This is a genomic window from Magnetococcales bacterium (assembly GCA_015228935.1).
Classification (GTDB): Bacteria; Pseudomonadota; Magnetococcia; order Magnetococcales; family DC0425bin3; genus HA3dbin3.
On the sequence record JADGCO010000092.1, the window covers coordinates 1 to 16482 of the forward strand.

The following is a 16482-nucleotide window of genomic DNA, read 5'->3' on the forward strand; positions in this document are numbered from 1 at the left end:
CCCAACAAAGTCTTCCATGTCAAATCCTTTTAATGAAGGGGTTCTGAATGGTTACTTTGTTTCAATCATTCAGGAAACCTGCAACCGTTCACCGGCCTGTTTGATGGCCTGGCGGACGGTTTCGAAGGCGGTGCCACCGGTGGCTTGGCGGGCATTGACCGAGGCTTCCACGGTCAGCACCCTGGTGACGGATTCGCCGATGCGAGCATCCACCTTTTGCAGTTCTGCGCCTGTATAATCGTCCAGGGGGCGACCGGCGGCCACGGCCATGGCCACGATTTTTCCGACGATTTCGTGCGCTTCCCGAAACGGAACCCCGCGTTTTGCCAGATAATCGGCCAGATCCGTGGCGGTGGAGTATCCGGCCCGGGCTGTTTCGGCCATGCGTTGCGGGTTGACCCGGATTCCCGGTACCAGATCGGTGAAGGCGCGCAGAGAGCCGCGCACGGTATCCACCACGTCGAATATGGGTTCCTTGTCTTCCTGCATATCCCGGTTGTAGGCCAGGGGCAGCCCTTTCATCAGGGTCAGCAGGGTGATCAGGGATCCGTAGACCCGGCCACTTTTGCCGCGCACCAGTTCCGGCACATCCGGATTTTTTTTCTGGGGCATGATGCTGGAGCCTGTGCAGAAGGCATCCGGCAGTTCCACGAAGCCGAAGACGGGCGACGACCAGAGGATCAACTCTTCGGCGAAGCGGGAGAGGTGCATCATGATGATCGAGGCGGCGGCGGCGATTTCCACCGCAAAATCCCGGTCGGAGACGGCATCCATGGAGTTGGCGCACACGCCGTCGAAACCGAGTTCCCGTGCCACCCACGTCCGGTCTATGGGAAAGGGGGTTCCGGCCAGGGCTGCCGAGCCGAGCGGCATTTGATTGAGGCGCTTGCGCAAATCCGTCATCCGGCCCCAGTCCCGATCCAGCATTTCAAAATAGGCCAGGAGATGGTGGGCCAGACTCACGGGTTGGGCAATCTGGAGGTGGGTAAATCCCGGCAGGATCACCTTCACATGGGTGGTGGCCAGATCGAGCAACCCTTTTTGCAACGCCCGCAGGCTGGTGCGGATGGCGTCCACTTCGTCGCGCAGGTAGAGCCGCAGATCGGTGGCCACCTGGTCATTGCGCGAGCGGGCGGTGTGCAGTTTTCCGGCCATTGGCCCGATCAGGTCGCGCAGGCGGCTTTCCACGTGCATGTGAATGTCTTCCAGGTCATTTCGGAACGGCAACTCGCCCCGTTCCAGTTCTCCCAGAATCTGTTCCAGGCCGCGCACGATTTCATCGGCCTCGTTTTTGGGAATGATGCCCTGTCTGCCCAGCATGCGGCCATGGGCGATGGATCCCCGGATATCCTGGCGAAAGAGCCGGGAATCGTAACCGATGGAAGCGGTAAATTCCTCCACGAAGGCATCTGTGGGTTGGCTGAAGCGTCCACCCCACAGTTTCCGTTTTTCTTCGTTCATGAATGAGCCTCTTGCAAAATTCCCCTGCCCGGTGATCCCTGCACTCGATGTCGGGACGATTCCCCGGTCATGGACGTGTCAGATTGTTCTTGTGCCAGACACCAAAGCGTCGTGGCGGCTCAGCAAAAAGATCCACCATCTTGTACCGCTCAGATTCTAAACGAATCAAGTTCATTCTCAATTTTTTTCCAATCATCTGACTGAAACATTTTCTTCCTGTTATCCAAGACTTTTGATATTCTGTCAGACAGTTTTCCCCCATATATTTTAAGCTCTTCGATGTTCATGCTACTTTGGATGTGTTGGTTGCACCTTGCTGAATAAAGTCCAAGATTATCCAGTTTGTCAGCTTTGTCATTCTGATTTATCGATAGTAAATGTCCCCATTCGTATTTTATGTAGTGATTTTCCCAATCTCTTGGCTGATTCCAACATAATGGCAACCCATTTTCCTCAACCTGAATATGGAAAATTGGCAACCTGTCCTGTGAATCAAAAATACATTGAATTATTTTTTGTAAAATATGATAACCATTTCGAAGTGTTAATTTTTTATATCCTGCGCATCTCAAGCGGCATGCTAATCCTTTGCAGAGTCTCTTTATGTTTTCTTTCTTGAATTCGAATTCATAAGCATCAGGATTGTCTCTGATATTTATCCTGTGTTCAAAAAGCTTCGTAACGCTCATTCCAATCTTCCTTGGAAAAACACCTGCATTATCTGTAGATAACTCCTGCCACTGCCGTTTATATCATGTGATTAACCAATGTGAATGTCAAGATTCCGCACAGCAGAGGAGTGCTATTACTTAGTGGTTGTTCTTTTCGATGTCATCGAACAATTCAGTGGCTGTTTTAAAACGGGCTTGGTGCGTGCGGACTATCTCGTCGGCCTCAGCCATTGCGGCGCGAGTCCTGGTATTTGGCACTTTGAGGGTGCTGAAAATGGATCGCAGATCGGTGAGCGGTACCATGAGGGTCATTGGATCGTGTGGTGATACGGAAAATCCGAGTGCAAGATAGAAAGCCTTGGCTTCTTCGGAGATGGCATGGACAACCACTCCACGGATACCGATGGTATCTGCTGCGTGCATTATTCGGTGAGCGATATCCTTGAATAATGCACGACCCAGACCACGTCCTTGATAGGTGCGATCCACGGCAAGGCGTGCCAGTATGGCTATAGGAATTGGATCAGGCATATTACGTCGAAACTTTCCCGTCGCTTCCAAGACGCCAATGGCCCCCGATGCGAGGGCGTAGTAGCCAACGACCCTTGTTCCATCACAGACGACGAATGTCCGTGATGCGCCGCTTGTTTGATTGGCACGAGCGCGTTTTCTCAACCAGTCGTCAAGCGATGGTGTACCAGAAGAGAAATTTTCAAGCAAATGATGTTCGGCAAGGGGTGATGGTGCAGACAGCAACAAGGAATTACTCCCATGGCGCGGGTGTTTGCAATGTGTGGCGTAATCTTTCATTGGGTTGTGGTTGGGCATCAAGAAGCTTCAGCCATTTTTCATAAGCCTCCTGGTCCACAGCCAGGAATGTGTGGTCCAGAAGTGCATCTTCCGCCGCTTTCCTTGCTGCACCCAAAATAAAATCAGTTCGGTTCTGTCCCTTCACGTGGGCAGCGCGGTCGATCAGGCTCTTTTCTTCGGAACGAATCCGGAGGTTCAGCGTTTCATGACGTTGTTTATGTTCTGATAATATGGCCACTGTCCGCACTCCATTCGAGAATTTCGGAAGGTCAGAGACTGTTTACGAAACATTGGTTCCATGCTGTGAAACGGCGGCAGACCTTGTTCGTCTGCTTACATTCGGACACTCACGGCTCCAAAACGTTTCATGGTTGGTATGGATTTTCCGTCAAGTGAGCAGGGCAATCGTTGCACGTTTTTGCAAAAATGCCAACTGTCTGGATTCTGGCAGAAAAACTTCCCATGGCAGCATGTTTTTTTCCTGCTGTGGCAAAGGCACGTATTGGCAGGCCATTTTTTGCTTGCATCTTGTTGTCAAATATGACAACAATGAGAAGATCCGGGAGTCCACGCGATGGCAACCATCAGACCTGTTTCATGGATTAAAGCAGCCCGAAAGGACTTTGAAGATTTTCCCGCACCAGTGCAGATGGATGCACTGCGTGCGTTGGCTGTTGCGGCAGGAGGTCGCAAGGCCGACCATGTGAAACCCCTCAAGGGCTTTGAAAGTGGGGTTATGGAAATTGTTTTGCGTCATCGTAGAGACGTTTTCCACGTTGTTTATGAAATAAACCTTGTCCGAGACCGCTTGAAACGGTTGAAGGAGATGCTGGCATGAGCGATCAACCCATTGCAATCGTGCGCGGCAGCGGCAACGTTTTCGCCGATTTTGACCACCCGAACGCGGCGGTCGAACAATTGAAAGCGGTGCTGGCAGGCGAAATCATCGGTGTTCTCGACACTCGGGAGCTTACGGTTCGCCAGGCCGAATCCTTGACCGGCATTGCCGCTGCCGACTTTTCACGCATTCGCAGGACAAAGCTCGACCGGTTCACCATCGACAGGCTGATGACAATTCTCGACCGTCTCGACCAGAATGTTCAGGTGAGCGTGACGGTCCGGCGGTGCCAGGCAGGCACGACCGGACCGCAAACTTTATAACGGTTTGAAATCCCCTCACTTTCGCAACAAGGCGGCGATGCGCATGCGCAGGGCGTTGAGTTTGATGAACCCGCCGGCATCTTTCTGGTCATAGGCCCCCTGGTCTTCATCGAAGGTGGCGATGGCCGGAGCGAACAGGGATTGCTCCGACTTGCGTCCGACCACCATGACATTGCCCTTGTAGAGCTTCAGACGCACGGTTCCAGAGACATGGGCCTGTGAGGCGTCGATCATGGTTTGCAGCATGGTCCGTTCCGGGCTGAACCAGTAGCCATTGTAAATCAGGGCGGCATAACGGGGTGCCAGATCATCTTTCAGGTGGGCCACTTCCCGGTCCAGGGTCAGGGACTCCATGGCCCGATGGGCCACCCCCAGAATGGTGCCGCCCGGGGTTTCGTAGACGCCACGGGATTTCATCCCCACATAACGGTTTTCCACAAGATCCACCCGCCCGACGCCATTTTGTCCACCCAGGGTGTTCAGGCGGGCCAGCAAGGTTGCCGGGGAGAGTTTTTCGCCATCCACGGCCACCGGATCCCCGCCGACAAACTCAATCTCCACATAGGTGGGCCTGTCGGGGGCCTTTTCCGGCGAGACGCTCAACACAAACATTTCCGCATCCGGTTCCCGCCAGGGATCTTCGAGGATTTTTCCCTCGAAGGAGATGTGCAACAGGTTGCGGTCCATGGAGTAGGGCACATCACCGCGCTTGTCGCGGGGTACCGGGATGCCATGGGCTTCGGCATAGGCGAACAGTTTGTCGCGGGAGGTCAGATCCCACTCCCGCCAGGGGGCGATGATCCGGATGCCCGGCAGCAGGGCATGATAGGCCAGCTCGAAACGGACCTGATCGTTGCCTTTGCCGGTGGCACCGTGGGCCACGGCATCGGCACCGGTGCGTTTGGCAATTTCAACCTGCTTTTGGGCAATCAGGGGACGGGCGATGGAGGTTCCCAGATGATAGACCCCTTCGTAAAGGGCATTGGCCCGATACATCGGAAACACAAAATCCCGGACAAAGGTCTCTTTCAAATCTTCGATGAAAATTTCCTTGACCCCAAGCCTGAGGGCTTTCTGGCGTGCCTCTTCGAGTTCCTCGCCCTGGCCCAGATCCGCCGCGAACGCGACCACTTCGCAACGATAGACATCCTGCAACCATTTCAAGATGATCGAGGTGTCCAATCCGCCTGAGTAGGCCAGAACCACTTTTTTCACATCACCTGCCATGCTCGGATCCTCCTGGTGCGTCGGGTCGGAAATAAAAAAAACAAAATGAAAAAAAAGAGGGGGTCTGGGGGATTCATCCCCCAGTGGGGTCTGGGGCAAAGCCCCAGCAGAAATCTGTTCCAAAATACATTTTTCAAATCAAAAAGTTCTAAGTTAAGGAGGATTTGTTTTTATCGCCCAGGAGCAGCCATTCGAGGATGGCTTTCTGGACATGCAGGCGGTTTTCCGCCTCGTCCCAGACCACGGATTGCGGGCCATCCAGCACGGCGTCGGTCACCTCTTCGCCACGATGGGCGGGCAGGCAGTGCATGAACAGGGTCTCGGCATGGGCCAGGGCCATGAGGCGTTCGTCCACCTGGTACCCGGCGAAGGAGCGGAGGCGTTTCTGGTGTTCTTCTTCCTGCCCCATGGAGGTCCAGGTATCGGTAATGACCAGGTCGGCACCGGCAGCAGCCTGGGTCGGATTACGCAGCAGGGTGACCGAGGCATCGGTGGCACCTTGCAGGGCTGTTGTGGCCGTGGCCAATATTTCCAGATCGGGATCATACCCTTCCGGGCAGGCCAGGACCAGATGGCAGCGCACCAGGGGTGCGGCCTGGATCCAGGTGTTGGCCATGTTGTTGCCATCGCCGATCCAGGCCACGCGACGTCCGGTCAGGGAACCCCGTTTTTCCCGATAGGTAAAAATGTCGGCCAGCACCTGGCAGGGATGAAAGGTGTCGGAGAGACCGTTGATTACGGGCACGGTGGCATATCTGGCCATGGTTTCGACATTGCCATGGGCGTAGGTGCGGATCATCAGGCCATTGACGTAGCGAGAAAGAACCCGGGCGCTGTCGGCCACGGTCTCTCCGCGTCCCAGCTGCATTTCGCGTGAGGAGAGAAACAGTGCCCGTCCTCCCAGTTGAAACATGCCCACCTCGAAAGAAACCCGGGTCCGGGTGGAAGCCTTCTCGAAAATCATGCCCAGGGTACGGCCAATCAGGGAGTGGGTCGTGGCACCGGCCTGATGTGCCTGTTTGAGGGCAGCGGCCCGTTCAAACAGGCGTTGCATCTCTTCCTGGTTGATGTCGTTCAGGGTCAACAGATCTTTTTTGGGTTTTTCCATGACGATGCCACTCATATTTGCAATCAGAACAAATCCATCAGAACGCCATCCAGAATATTGATTCCCTCGTCGATCTCTTCCCGGGTGATCACCAGGGGGGGCAGGAGGCGCAGGATTGTTCCCTGGACGCAGTTGACGAGCAGGCCCCGGGACAGGGCGATGGCTGCGGCATCTTCTGCCGAAGCGTTGAGTTCGATGGCCGCCATCAGGCCGATTCCCCGGATATCTTTGATCATGCGATGGCTTTTTCGCAACCCTTGCAGGCGTTCCAGGAGATATTCTCCCTTGCTGGTGACCCCGGCGATGATGCCGGATTCCCCTTCCAGTTCGTCCAGGGTGGCCAGGGCGGCGGCGCAGACCAGGGGATTGCCGCCGGATGTGGAGCCGTGCGAACCGGGAGAGAAGGTGGCGGCCACCCGTTCGGTAGCCATGCAGATACCCAGTGGCAGTCCGGAGGCCAAACCTTTGGAGGCGGTCATGATATCCGGGGTGATGCCGCTCCACTGGTGGCACCACAGACGCCCGGTTCGTCCGGCACCTGTCTGCACCTCGTCCACCACCAGGAGTATGCCCTGGCGGTCGGCGATTTCCCGCAACCCTTCCAGGTAGCCGGGGCGCGGGATGCGTATCCCGGCCTCGCCCTGGACGGCTTCCACCATGATTCCGGCTGTGTAGGAACTGATCAGTCGTTCCACGCCTGGCAGGTCATCGTAGGGGGCATAGCGAAAACCGGTTGGCAGGGGGTCATAGCCGCGTTGCACCTTGTCCTGGGCGGAAGCGGTCAGGGTGGCCAGGGTCCGGCCATGAAATCCTTCGGCGGCGGTGATGATTTCAAACCGTCCGGGCTGGCCGTGATCCTTCATGTATTTGCGGACCAGTTTGATGGCGGCTTCGTTGGCTTCGGCACCGCCGTTGCAGAAAAACATCCGGTCGGCAAAGCAGTTGGCTGCCAGGCGTCTGGCCAGCATTTCCTGTTGGGGCACGCGATAGAGATTGGAGGTATGGATCAGGCGTTCGGCCTGTTCCTGGACTGCGGCCACCACGCGGGGGGGGCAGTGGCCCAGCGTATTGACGCCGATCCCTCCCAGAAAATCCAGGTAGGGTCGATCCTGGTCGTCCCACACCCGGCAGCCGCGCCCGCGCACGAAAGCCACTGGATAACGCCCATAGGTGGACATCAACCCACTACCCGTTCCGGTCATGGCTCATTTCCCCCAAAATCTTGTAAAAATGCCGCCTTGTGGTTCATTCCATCCCGATCCTGCAATCCTTGTTCATCCCGCTTCCCGCCAAATGGAAAGACCCGGTCACCGACCGGGTCTTGCTGCCTTGCTTGCCGTAAAATGTCCAGTCCGATGATTTCTATATGTCAGATGAACAGGGTGATATCGGCATCCTGGGCAATCTCGAAAAACCGTGCCGCCCCGGCATACTCCAGGCCATCCATCAACTCTTCGTGTTTGAAATCAAAGAGGTCAACCGTCATCTGGCAGGCGATCATCTTGACATCCGACTCAATCGCCATTTCCATCAATTCCTCGATGGACGCCACCCCTTTGCCCTTCATTTTTTGTTTCATCATGGTGGTGGCCATGGCTTCCATGCCTGGGATGATTTGCACCAGGATGGGCATGTCCACGGGCATGGGCATGGCTGGATTGCCCAGGGGGGATATTTTCAGGTCACGTTTCTTTTTCAAGACCTGCAAGCCATAGAAGGTCCAGAATATGTACACCTCGTAATCCAGGGCAGCAGCAGTCGTGGCCAGGATCAGGGGTGGATAGGCAAAATCCAGGGTTCCCTTGGTGGCGATGATTGCCAATTTTTTTGACATTCCAGGTCTCCTCAGCACTTCTCGATTTCGTAGTGGTAGACACCACCGGCTTCGGAGGCCTTTACCATTTTGTTGCCGGTCTGGGTGCAGAAGGATTCAAAATCCTTGGCAGAGCCCGGATCCGTTGCTTCGATGGCCAAAACCTGGCCTGCTTTCATATCTTTCAGGGCTTTCTTGGCCCGCAGAATGGGCAGGGGGCAGTTCAATCCTTTGGCATCAAGTGTCTTGTCGGCCATTTTTCATCAACCTCCTGGTCACAAAGTTCGAGAAATTTCCGCCTGCGTTTATCCTGAAGAGCTTTGCCGCCAGTTGCAAATATTTTTTTAACTTTTGCGGCAAATTGTGTATTGTCGCCCGTGAGCGGACGTTTTTTTGCAATGTATTGAAAAATGGCCGGTTTGGAAAACCTGTTGCCGGGGGTTTCGATCCGGTGTGCAAAAGAGGGTTCACTCAATTATGGAACGATTTTTGCGGGGACTGCCACTTTCGATCAATCTCAAGACAGACGGCCATGGATACGAACATGATCAAATTTATCTTCAGTCTGGTGTTTTTATCCGTCATCCTCTGGATACTGGTCAGGCTGCGACGCATTCGCGAGCGGGCCAAGGCGCAGGTGTTGCCGAGCGACCAGGCGACGTTGCTGCTGGGATTGTTCTACATTCTCTCCGATGCCTGTCTGCGTTATCACCGGGCCAGGAAGCGTTATCCCTCGATCATATCGGGTGCTGCGGATGGTCTGGTCGAGCAGGGGTTTCTCAAGGATGTGGAGTTGGCCCGGATGACCCAGGCCATTCCCCTGTTTACCATTGTGGCGACGGAGCAGGGGTATGGCGTCTGTCTGCCCAACTCTACCGGACCCTTGACCCGGGAAATTCTGGAGCGCGCCAGAATGTCCGGCAACAACGTGATTTTCATGGACTGGAACAAGGTCAGTCTGGTTCCTTTGACGCCTCCCATTCGCGAGGATTTCATCAATCTGACTTTGCCTTTGCCTGTGACACCGCCCAAACTGTGAGAGGCTGTCCAATAACATGTTAATTTCAAAAAACGAATGAAAAACTGGGATGGAGGTCCAGGAGGAAGGGCTGTGCCCTTCCTCTTGGCGGGGTTTGGGGCGGAGCCCCAATAAAATCTTCTTTTCCGATTTTTTTTATCCGAGGGCTGATGGACAGCCACTAAAGGGGTTGCATTTAATTTTATGGGTCAGCGGGCTGTGGCAGCATTGATACCGATGTCCACTTCGGCCTGCTTGCGGATGGCTTTTTCAATCTGGCGACTCAGGGCGGGGTCGGCCTGTCGGTCTGTCCAGATGCCATTGGCCAGGACCTGTTTCATGACCCGCACGTCAACGGCACCGTAGGGTTTGACGCCGGAGACCCGTATATTGAGGCGGTAGCGGGTGCCGGGATCGGTGGGATCCACTTTCCAGTCGGTGGAGAGGAAGCCTCCTTCCCGGCTGGCGACGACCACGGGCAGATCCATGACCACGGCGAGGGCACCGCCGAACAGTTTGCCGGCCCGTGCATCTTCTTCGCTGGTTTTGCTGCCGCCGCCACCGAAGATGCCGCCGCTGTCGCCCAGAGACAACATGCCTGGTTCTCCGGCATCACGCATGGAGTCCCATTGTCCTTCTCTTTTGCCATCCTGGACGACCCGGGCTTGTCCGGCTCCCATGACATTGCCGTATTCATCCACCTTGTTGCGGCTGCCCCACATTTTGTCCGAGCAGCCCGACAGGACTCCTGCCGCCAGGAGGGCGACACCCAGCATCGACCGCTGTATTCTCATCTTCCTTGCTCCTCCATTTTATCAATAAGGGAGTCAACCGCACACATCCCTTTCAAGTCCCGACAACGGTCACAACGATTTTCTCCAATACTCCGGGAAGGAGAGTACAACGGCCTGCCTCTTTTTGCCACCACCTTCGAAAAATCATCCATGTTTTGTGCCATGATGCGGGATGCCTTGAGGTCATCATGGGCCAGCGCCAAAAGAGAGATGGCATGTTCATGTCCGCTCATACAGCACTCTGCCTTCTCGTAATGCGCGATGGACTACATGGTTCATGCTGTTTTGCCAATGTGCAATCTCTGTCTCGTCACCTCGGGCGCGGGATCCAAACAGGATGATTCGTTCGGGATTGGCTTCGTGAACGATGCGATCCACAACCTCGGTGAGCAGTTCCTGGGAGAAAATGGAAATTTGGGAAGGGGACAGGTTCATGTCAATTCGGATCGTGTCATGCAGCGTGGAGTGGGATCACTTCCTGGCGTAATTTATCAAACATGGCATTCTTGGCTTTGCTCATATCATAATGTATTTGCAAAGAAAGCCAATATTCTGGAGATTGGCCGAAAAACAGTCCAAAACGAAGGGCCATTTCCGCACTGACCGGTTTTTTGCCAAGCAGGATGTGTTGGATGCGCGTGGGTGTGACACCGACATTTCTGGCCAGTTGGTTGGGGCTGAGACCCAATTCGTTCAAAAGTTCCTCAAGGTGGACTCCCGGGTGAATGGGAGGAATTTTTTCACCAGTAGACAGGTCGGAAAAGTCGAGGTTGGGCAACTCTTCAATGTGAATGGTCAATTTTTTTCTCCAACCGCACCTTGGCGCGAATGGCAATAGCGCAGCGCTTGCATGATGTCTTCGCGCTCAAGGTAGGGGTAGTCGGCAAGGAGTTCATCAATGCTGTGTCCGGCACTGATCTGCCCCACGATCATGCCGACCGTGACGCGCATGCCACGGATACACGCCTTGCCGCCCATGATATCAGGTTGTTGGGTGATGCGATCCAATTGTTCCATGTTCTACTCCTTAAGGATTTCAGAACCGGGCCAAAAATCATGGTCGATCATCTGCTCGAACGACCACGGGCAGATGTCTGGAAACAGGTTCTCGGGATGGCCGGTTTCGGCGGAGGCTTGACGGCGGGCGCGGCGATAGGCCGATGAGATGGCATTGACCAGATGTGAATGGAGGCTGGGATTGTCGGCCAAGTGATCGGTGATATCATCGCGGGCATTGGCTATGGACATGCGCCATGAGTGCCCACGGTGCGTCGGTTGAAATTGCCATTTGAGGAGATGCAACAACAAGATCGTGAGTCGGCTGACAAGTTCCCGCTTTTCGGTGCGTCCCATGCTTTCGATCTCTTCAGCGATGTTTTCGATGTCAGCAGCCGCCAGCTTGCCGGCTCGCAACAGGGCAGCCTGTTCATTGGCCCAGGCGTAAAAATCATGCGCGTGGCCACGATTGTCGCACCGGTTCATGGTTGTTTTGTCCCCTTTTTTTGCATGTCCATCCTTTTATTTTACCCCTTGCAGAATGGACATCCATCCTTTCCGACTTTTTGGATGGGTTTAGGCTCAAGGGTCACGGTTTTTTCTCCCGATTCCTGTTCCAGGCGTTTCAGGTCGTTGTAGATGGCTACGGGATCATGGTTGAACCGGGCAGCGTGTTCTGCACGGATTTTATGGATTTCTTCCACAATAGGGTCTTGCCACATGGTTACTCCTCCAACAGCTGTTCCGGGGTGGTCATGATTGGGGGTTCAAAGCCGTGGGTACGGCATGCTTGTTCGATTCTGTGGCGCATGGTTGCGTTGGCAATGTGTTTGCAGTTCCAGGTCAGAAGAAAATCCATGCCATGCACAGCGGCCATGGCAATATGGTAAACGTCATCCATTGCCTGTTGTGGAACGGCCTTGGCAGCAAGCAGACAACTTGCCAAGGCCATGACGTTCTCATTGATGGTCAAACGTGGCAATCCTGCAAGAAATACAATTCGTTTGGCTGCGGCTTCGGTATTTCCCGCACTGGCTTCCTGGATCACCAGTTTGGATGTGTACAGGTCGAAGTGGTTCCGTTTTTTGTGCCACCATTCAACAGTGATTTTTTTATGGGCTGAAACGATGATATCCCGACTGGGTCGAGCGGCCAGATAACTGATGATGCTGGTTTCAAGATAGACTTTTAATTTCATATGGATGGCCTATGCATCGCAATTTATTCCTGGCCAAATCTGCTCTATCCTTTGACTTTCCAGGCTACACCAAGCGCCCTTTGGCTTACGGAACGTCTCTTCCCAGGGCTTGCGCAGTCTGGATCCACGCATCGATGACGCGCTCGGCCTGGACAATGGCCTCCTGCCGGGTGGGACCATCCGCCATGCAGCCGGGCAACTCGGGAACCTCGGCAATGAAGGCTTTATCCTCTTCACTCCAATAAAGAATGATCTCGTGGCGGGTTGTCATTTATTTTCGAACATCCGTCGATATCTTTATTGGGTGGCCAAGAAGAGATTATTTACTTCGGTGCCGGAAAGCTCTTTTGAATAAAATATTACATCGTCAATGCCTCCTCTCCATTGTGTGGATGAGGTGATTGCCGTACCGGTATATACAAAACCAAGTACCAGACGATTTGAACCAATGGAAAGACTGCCAGTGGCAGCAGAGCCTGTCACATCAGCAGTTGCGTTTCCATCCAGATAAAGTTTTACAACGCCAGTGGTACCGTTTCTTGTTACAACCACATGACGCCACGTGGCGCTTACGGGAAATCCAGATACACTGGTAACGGCAGCGGATCCTTGAATGTTGACCAGGAGATGTCTTGTTCCGCCGCTGCTTTCTCTGCTGATCCTGAATTCATTACTGCTGCTGCCATAGCCGCTGATCAAGGTACCAGAGCCGCTTGTATTAGCGAGGTTGGCCCATAGGGAGATAGAAAATGTGCTATTGCTGTTTAACAGTGTTTCAGGAATTATCAGTCCAGAGTTTGATCCACTTTGGAAATCCATTGCCGATGTAGATGAATGGCGATCAGTTACCAAGGTTGGGGCCGAATTCCCACTCAGTCCTGTTAGCGAAGTTGAGAACAAACCATTATTGCCTCCCGCACAGTTGATGATATTGGTCCCGTTAGTGATTGTGCTTTCGGTCAATTTATAATAAGCAACCATTTGACCGGTTGCTGGGGTAATGGGGTCTGTGCAAACACATCCGCTTGGATACAGTCGGGTCATGAGTGCTTTAAAGGGAGCCGTATGGGTGGCATCGGCTGTTGTGCTGCGATTGAAGCTGGAATCGACTACCTGGTCGTCGTAATCACTCGCCGTTGGAGGATTGTTGACCACTGTGGGACGGGAAGAGCGGTCATATTGACGTAGACCGTTGGTGGACGTGGATTCATTGTTGCCATCGTAAAGGCCGTCGGCACCATCTCGATCTGCATCTCTGGGACCGGGACTGACGACAACAAAGGGAACATTGACAGTATTGGCTCCAGCACTGTCGGTGGTATGCAATCGTGCTGTCAGGGGGGTTGTCTTGGTGTCGGAGTCAAGGGCGCTACAAAACGTACTGCTTGAGTGGGCGCTTGCTGTAAGATCGCTGTCTGTGCTGCCTGTGCTGCCTACGGTGCCTACATAGACCCCATAGCGAACGGCGTTGCCGTAGGTATCGCGACCCGAGGAAAATCCGATGGTTCTATAGGGAAAGGCACTTGCAGGAGTTGTGGCACTGGTCAAAGGGCAATCTTCCAGGCCATCGTTGTTTGTATCCGGGCAGGGGAGTCGATATTTGGCGGCAGCAAATCCTTCAATTGCGTTACGCATGTCCACCAGGTCCCGTTCATTGGCAACAGCCTTTTCCTGGTTCACCGTGCCCGTTGCCCGGGGCAGGGCGATGGCGATGAAGGAACCCAGGGCAATCATGCCAAAAGAGACCCAGAGCAGCATGCTGCCGGCAGCCGGATGTCTCGGATTGGCTTTTCCGGGGGAAGATTTTGTTTTATTGGAATAATGCATGGGACTTATCCTTGCCATCCGGGGTCGATTGAATTCCAACGGACCATGCTGCAAATAAAATGATCAATTTTTTCCCATGCCGGGGGTTGCTGGTTCATCGAAGAGGTTGTCAATGGATTGGGCATCCAGGATCCGGTCACTCCAGGTTTCCAACTCTTGCAGGGTGGCGGTGGCCAGTCTGGTCGCAATCCAGGAAGGAGGGGGACCAAATCGACGCTGAATCTGACGCAAAAGGAGTGAGGCAGCGCCTTCCTGGCGGCCTTCCTTGTGACCTTCCTTGTGACCTTCCTTGTGACCTTTGGCGATCATTTCACGGGCATAGATGGACATCATTTTGGCTTCCTCCTCGGGTTTGGCCAGACGAATCAATTTTTTGATGCCTGCTTCGTCCACATTTTCATAGGTCTGAATGATGTAGAGTACCACCTGGTACAGAATGTCCGGGGCTTCTCGCAACGAAATTCCAATTTGTTCCAGGATATCGGGATGTGATTTTTTGCGGAAGACGTATTTCAGGGTCAACAATCCGGTCCGCAGGCGTGGATCGATGGACAGGGCGTTGTTGTCAATGCGTCCCAGGTCGATGACAACAAAACGAAAATTGGGCAGGTAAGGTTGCAGGGCCTCTTCGCTGGTCATCAAGGCCTGGAATTCGTTCGGTATGCGCCATCTGGCGACTCCATGGTAGATGACGACACAAATGACGGAGGGGAGTCGTTTCCACTTGGGATTTTCCAGTACCCACTGGTCCAGAATGCGATTCCTGTAGCGATGGAGCTGCCAGCCCACCCGGCGATCCGACCAGCTTTTATGTTCCAGAAGAGCATAGATGAAGGCGCTTTCCCCTGTCCGTGTGCTGACCCGATACAGTCGGTCGGTCAGGTGTTCGCGAAATTCACCGTCAATGTAGCTGCCGTTCACGAGTTCCGGCGGGGCGTTGGTTAGCAGGTCAACGATTTCATGGGGCAGTCGTTCGCGAATCAAGGTTCCTGCTCTCTCCGGGGTGGATAACAGGAGCCTGATAAAATGATCATGGAACTGGGAGATGTCGTTCATGATATTTTTGGTCAGGATCCGTCATGATCAATTGCACTCCAACCGGCTGATGAGACCGGAAACGCTCCCGCCAAGAACGATGTCGTCGTAGTTGTCGGGTGTATCGGTACTCTTTTGTTCCGAGGCATCCAGGAAGCGCAGAACGCGATCGGGATTTTCAAAACAGAGTCTACCTCCGGGGTTGTTGGCACCATCAAAAAGACCACCAACAATTGTGTAACCGCCTGTATTTGTGTCCTGGTCAGCATCATTAAAGCCGGAACTGGCGAGGATATAGGCCATTTTGGATCCTGTGGTGCAATCCGAGTCGGCATCCTTGGTAACAGTTGCGGTTGCATATTGCAGGCGGGCGATACCGATATCCGTAGTCAAACTTGGAGAATTCAGGATGTGATTCATGCTTCTGGTCAGTTTGGTACAAAAATCGGTCCTGAGAAGGGTGGTTGGCGTCGCTCCTGTGGAATCACGCTTGGTAGCCAAGTCGCAAGAGTCATCGGTGGTACAGTATGTGTCGGTGGTGCGTCTCATGAGTGCGGCATATTTGATGACTCGCCCCCATGGATCCCGGTTATTGGACAATCCGAGCGTGCGGTAGGGAAGATCGTTGGTATCATTGGTGGCACCGGTGGCGTTATCATGCTGCGCCGTGCAAATGCTACTGGCATTGAGGTCTTCCAAACCATCGCCGGTGGAATCAGGACATGGCAACCGATTGTTGGCGATGGCGAACCCTTCGATGGCATTCTGGATTTCCTTCATTTGCGTGCGGGCGGCGGTGACCTTGGAGGATTGGAGATAATTCGGCATCAGGGAGAAGCCAACGGAGATCAACAAGCCGACGACGATCATGACGATGGAAAGTTCGATGAGGCTGAAACCGGAGGCGGTATTTTTTTTCATGGGTGTTGTCTTTCCGGAAGGGAGGGGACCTGGGTGGTTGAGCCACAACAGCGGAGGAGACGGATTGGGTGTTTCTGAAGTGAAAACTTCCCATACGGAAGGGAGTATAGAGGAAAAAGGAAAAAAAAGCGCGAGGATTGTCCAGATTGGACTCCAGACAGAAAGTTCATGAGGGATCGGTGAAAACCTCCTCGATCGACCGGGCGTCCAGAATGTTTTCGCTCCATCTTTCAATGGATTCCTGGTTTGCAGTGTTGATCCTGGCAACGACCTGGTCGGGGAGTTCACCGAAGCGACGGCGTAACTGACGGAGCAGAATGGCAGCTTCGCCTTTTTGCATGCCCTTTTGCATGCCTTTTTGCATGCCTTTTTGCATGCCTTTTCGGGTGCCTTTCCGGATGCCTTTCCGGGCACCTTTTTGTTCGCTTTCTTCCAGTGCCTT

General features: G+C 53.9%; 24 protein-coding genes. 3 read left to right on the forward strand and 21 right to left on the reverse strand.

The genetic code is table 11. The features are described 5' to 3' along the window. Window positions 1–69: 69 nt before the first annotated feature. The 4 genes from argH to HQL65_16735 all read right to left on the reverse strand — a co-directional run bounded on the left by argH (window position 70) and on the right by HQL65_16735 (window position 3174). On the reverse strand, window positions 70–1461 hold the full coding sequence (gene argH, locus HQL65_16720; GenBank protein MBF0137876.1) for an argininosuccinate lyase: 1392 nt from the start codon (window positions 1459–1461) through the stop codon (window positions 70–72). Between the two features lie 149 nt (window positions 1462–1610). Then, window positions 1611–2150: a hypothetical protein gene (locus HQL65_16725; protein ID MBF0137877.1), complete on the reverse strand. Its 540-nt coding sequence runs from the start codon at window positions 2148–2150 to the stop codon at window positions 1611–1613. Window positions 2151–2270: 120 nt separating this feature from the next. Continuing rightward, window positions 2271–2891: a GNAT family N-acetyltransferase gene (locus HQL65_16730; GenBank protein ID MBF0137878.1), complete on the reverse strand. Its 621-nt coding sequence runs from the start codon at window positions 2889–2891 to the stop codon at window positions 2271–2273. A gap of 4 nt (window positions 2892–2895) precedes the next feature. After that, window positions 2896–3174, reverse strand: a complete 279-nt coding sequence (locus HQL65_16735; protein MBF0137879.1) for a DUF1778 domain-containing protein — start codon at window positions 3172–3174, stop codon at window positions 2896–2898. A gap of 342 nt (window positions 3175–3516) precedes the next feature. Here HQL65_16735 and HQL65_16740 point away from each other — a divergent pair, with 342 nt between their 5' ends. Both HQL65_16740 and HQL65_16745 read left to right on the forward strand, forming a co-directional pair. Then, on the forward strand, window positions 3517–3780 hold the full coding sequence (locus HQL65_16740; protein ID MBF0137880.1) for a type II toxin-antitoxin system RelE/ParE family toxin: 264 nt from the start codon (window positions 3517–3519) through the stop codon (window positions 3778–3780). Further along, a complete protein-coding gene (locus HQL65_16745; protein MBF0137881.1) occupies window positions 3777–4103 on the forward strand; it encodes an XRE family transcriptional regulator in 327 nt (108 codons plus the stop codon). Before HQL65_16740 ends, HQL65_16745 begins: the two co-directional genes overlap by 4 nt. A gap of 15 nt (window positions 4104–4118) precedes the next feature. Here HQL65_16745 and HQL65_16750 read toward each other — a convergent pair whose 3' ends face one another. From HQL65_16750 to HQL65_16770, 5 genes are all read right to left on the reverse strand, one after another. Further along, window positions 4119–5330 carry an argininosuccinate synthase gene (locus HQL65_16750; protein MBF0137882.1) on the reverse strand — a complete coding sequence of 404 codons (1212 nt, stop codon included), beginning with the start codon at window positions 5328–5330 and terminating at the stop codon, window positions 4119–4121. A gap of 148 nt (window positions 5331–5478) precedes the next feature. Further along, the gene (gene argF / locus HQL65_16755; GenBank protein MBF0137883.1) at window positions 5479–6438 is read right to left on the reverse strand and encodes an ornithine carbamoyltransferase; all 960 of its coding nucleotides are present in this window, start codon (window positions 6436–6438) and stop codon (window positions 5479–5481) included. A gap of 23 nt (window positions 6439–6461) precedes the next feature. Beyond that, complete coding sequence (locus tag HQL65_16760; protein MBF0137884.1) at window positions 6462–7640, reverse strand: aspartate aminotransferase family protein; 1179 nt, start codon at window positions 7638–7640, stop codon at window positions 6462–6464. 167 nt (window positions 7641–7807) lie between these two features. Next, the gene (locus tag HQL65_16765; protein ID MBF0137885.1) at window positions 7808–8272 is read right to left on the reverse strand and encodes a DsrE/DsrF/DrsH-like family protein; all 465 of its coding nucleotides are present in this window, start codon (window positions 8270–8272) and stop codon (window positions 7808–7810) included. A gap of 11 nt (window positions 8273–8283) precedes the next feature. Continuing rightward, window positions 8284–8508, reverse strand: coding sequence for a sulfurtransferase TusA family protein (locus HQL65_16770; GenBank protein MBF0137886.1), 225 nt, complete (start codon window positions 8506–8508; stop codon window positions 8284–8286). Between the two features lie 287 nt (window positions 8509–8795). Here HQL65_16770 and HQL65_16775 point away from each other — a divergent pair, with 287 nt between their 5' ends. Beyond that, window positions 8796–9290, forward strand: coding sequence for a hypothetical protein (locus tag HQL65_16775; protein ID MBF0137887.1), 495 nt, complete (start codon window positions 8796–8798; stop codon window positions 9288–9290). A 188-nt stretch (window positions 9291–9478) separates the two neighbouring features. Here HQL65_16775 and HQL65_16780 read toward each other — a convergent pair whose 3' ends face one another. From HQL65_16780 to HQL65_16835, 12 genes are all read right to left on the reverse strand, one after another. After that, window positions 9479–10063 carry a DUF3576 domain-containing protein gene (locus HQL65_16780; protein MBF0137888.1) on the reverse strand — a complete coding sequence of 195 codons (585 nt, stop codon included), beginning with the start codon at window positions 10061–10063 and terminating at the stop codon, window positions 9479–9481. Continuing rightward, window positions 10060–10296 carry a hypothetical protein gene (locus HQL65_16785; GenBank protein ID MBF0137889.1) on the reverse strand — a complete coding sequence of 79 codons (237 nt, stop codon included), beginning with the start codon at window positions 10294–10296 and terminating at the stop codon, window positions 10060–10062. Before HQL65_16785 ends, HQL65_16780 begins: the two co-directional genes overlap by 4 nt. Window positions 10297–10514: 218 nt before the next feature. Then, window positions 10515–10817, reverse strand: a complete 303-nt coding sequence (locus tag HQL65_16790; protein ID MBF0137890.1) for a HigA family addiction module antidote protein — start codon at window positions 10815–10817, stop codon at window positions 10515–10517. Window positions 10818–10858: 41 nt separating this feature from the next. Next, on the reverse strand, window positions 10859–11080 hold the full coding sequence (locus HQL65_16795; protein ID MBF0137891.1) for a DUF433 domain-containing protein: 222 nt from the start codon (window positions 11078–11080) through the stop codon (window positions 10859–10861). Between the two features lie 3 nt (window positions 11081–11083). Further along, window positions 11084–11545, reverse strand: a complete 462-nt coding sequence (locus tag HQL65_16800) for a DUF29 domain-containing protein (protein MBF0137892.1) — start codon at window positions 11543–11545, stop codon at window positions 11084–11086. Between the two features lie 41 nt (window positions 11546–11586). Continuing rightward, window positions 11587–11781 (reverse strand): hypothetical protein, encoded by a 195-nt coding sequence (locus HQL65_16805; protein ID MBF0137893.1) that lies wholly within the window; start codon window positions 11779–11781, stop codon window positions 11587–11589. A 2-nt stretch (window positions 11782–11783) separates the two neighbouring features. After that, on the reverse strand, window positions 11784–12257 hold the full coding sequence (locus tag HQL65_16810) for a type II toxin-antitoxin system VapC family toxin (protein MBF0137894.1): 474 nt from the start codon (window positions 12255–12257) through the stop codon (window positions 11784–11786). Window positions 12258–12342: 85 nt separating this feature from the next. Continuing rightward, window positions 12343–12528 (reverse strand): type II toxin-antitoxin system HicB family antitoxin, encoded by a 186-nt coding sequence (locus tag HQL65_16815; GenBank protein MBF0137895.1) that lies wholly within the window; start codon window positions 12526–12528, stop codon window positions 12343–12345. A gap of 26 nt (window positions 12529–12554) precedes the next feature. Beyond that, entirely contained in the window at window positions 12555–14084 is a 1530-nt protein-coding gene (locus HQL65_16820; GenBank protein MBF0137896.1) for a LamG domain-containing protein, read from the reverse strand. Window positions 14085–14147: 63 nt separating this feature from the next. Then, the gene (locus HQL65_16825) at window positions 14148–15140 is read right to left on the reverse strand and encodes an Rpn family recombination-promoting nuclease/putative transposase (protein ID MBF0137897.1); all 993 of its coding nucleotides are present in this window, start codon (window positions 15138–15140) and stop codon (window positions 14148–14150) included. 27 nt (window positions 15141–15167) lie between these two features. Next, window positions 15168–16040 carry a type II secretion system protein GspG gene (locus HQL65_16830; GenBank protein ID MBF0137898.1) on the reverse strand — a complete coding sequence of 291 codons (873 nt, stop codon included), beginning with the start codon at window positions 16038–16040 and terminating at the stop codon, window positions 15168–15170. 166 nt (window positions 16041–16206) lie between these two features. After that, window positions 16207–16482: DUF4351 domain-containing protein (locus HQL65_16835; protein MBF0137899.1), on the reverse strand; the 276-nt coding region annotated here is incomplete at its 5' end.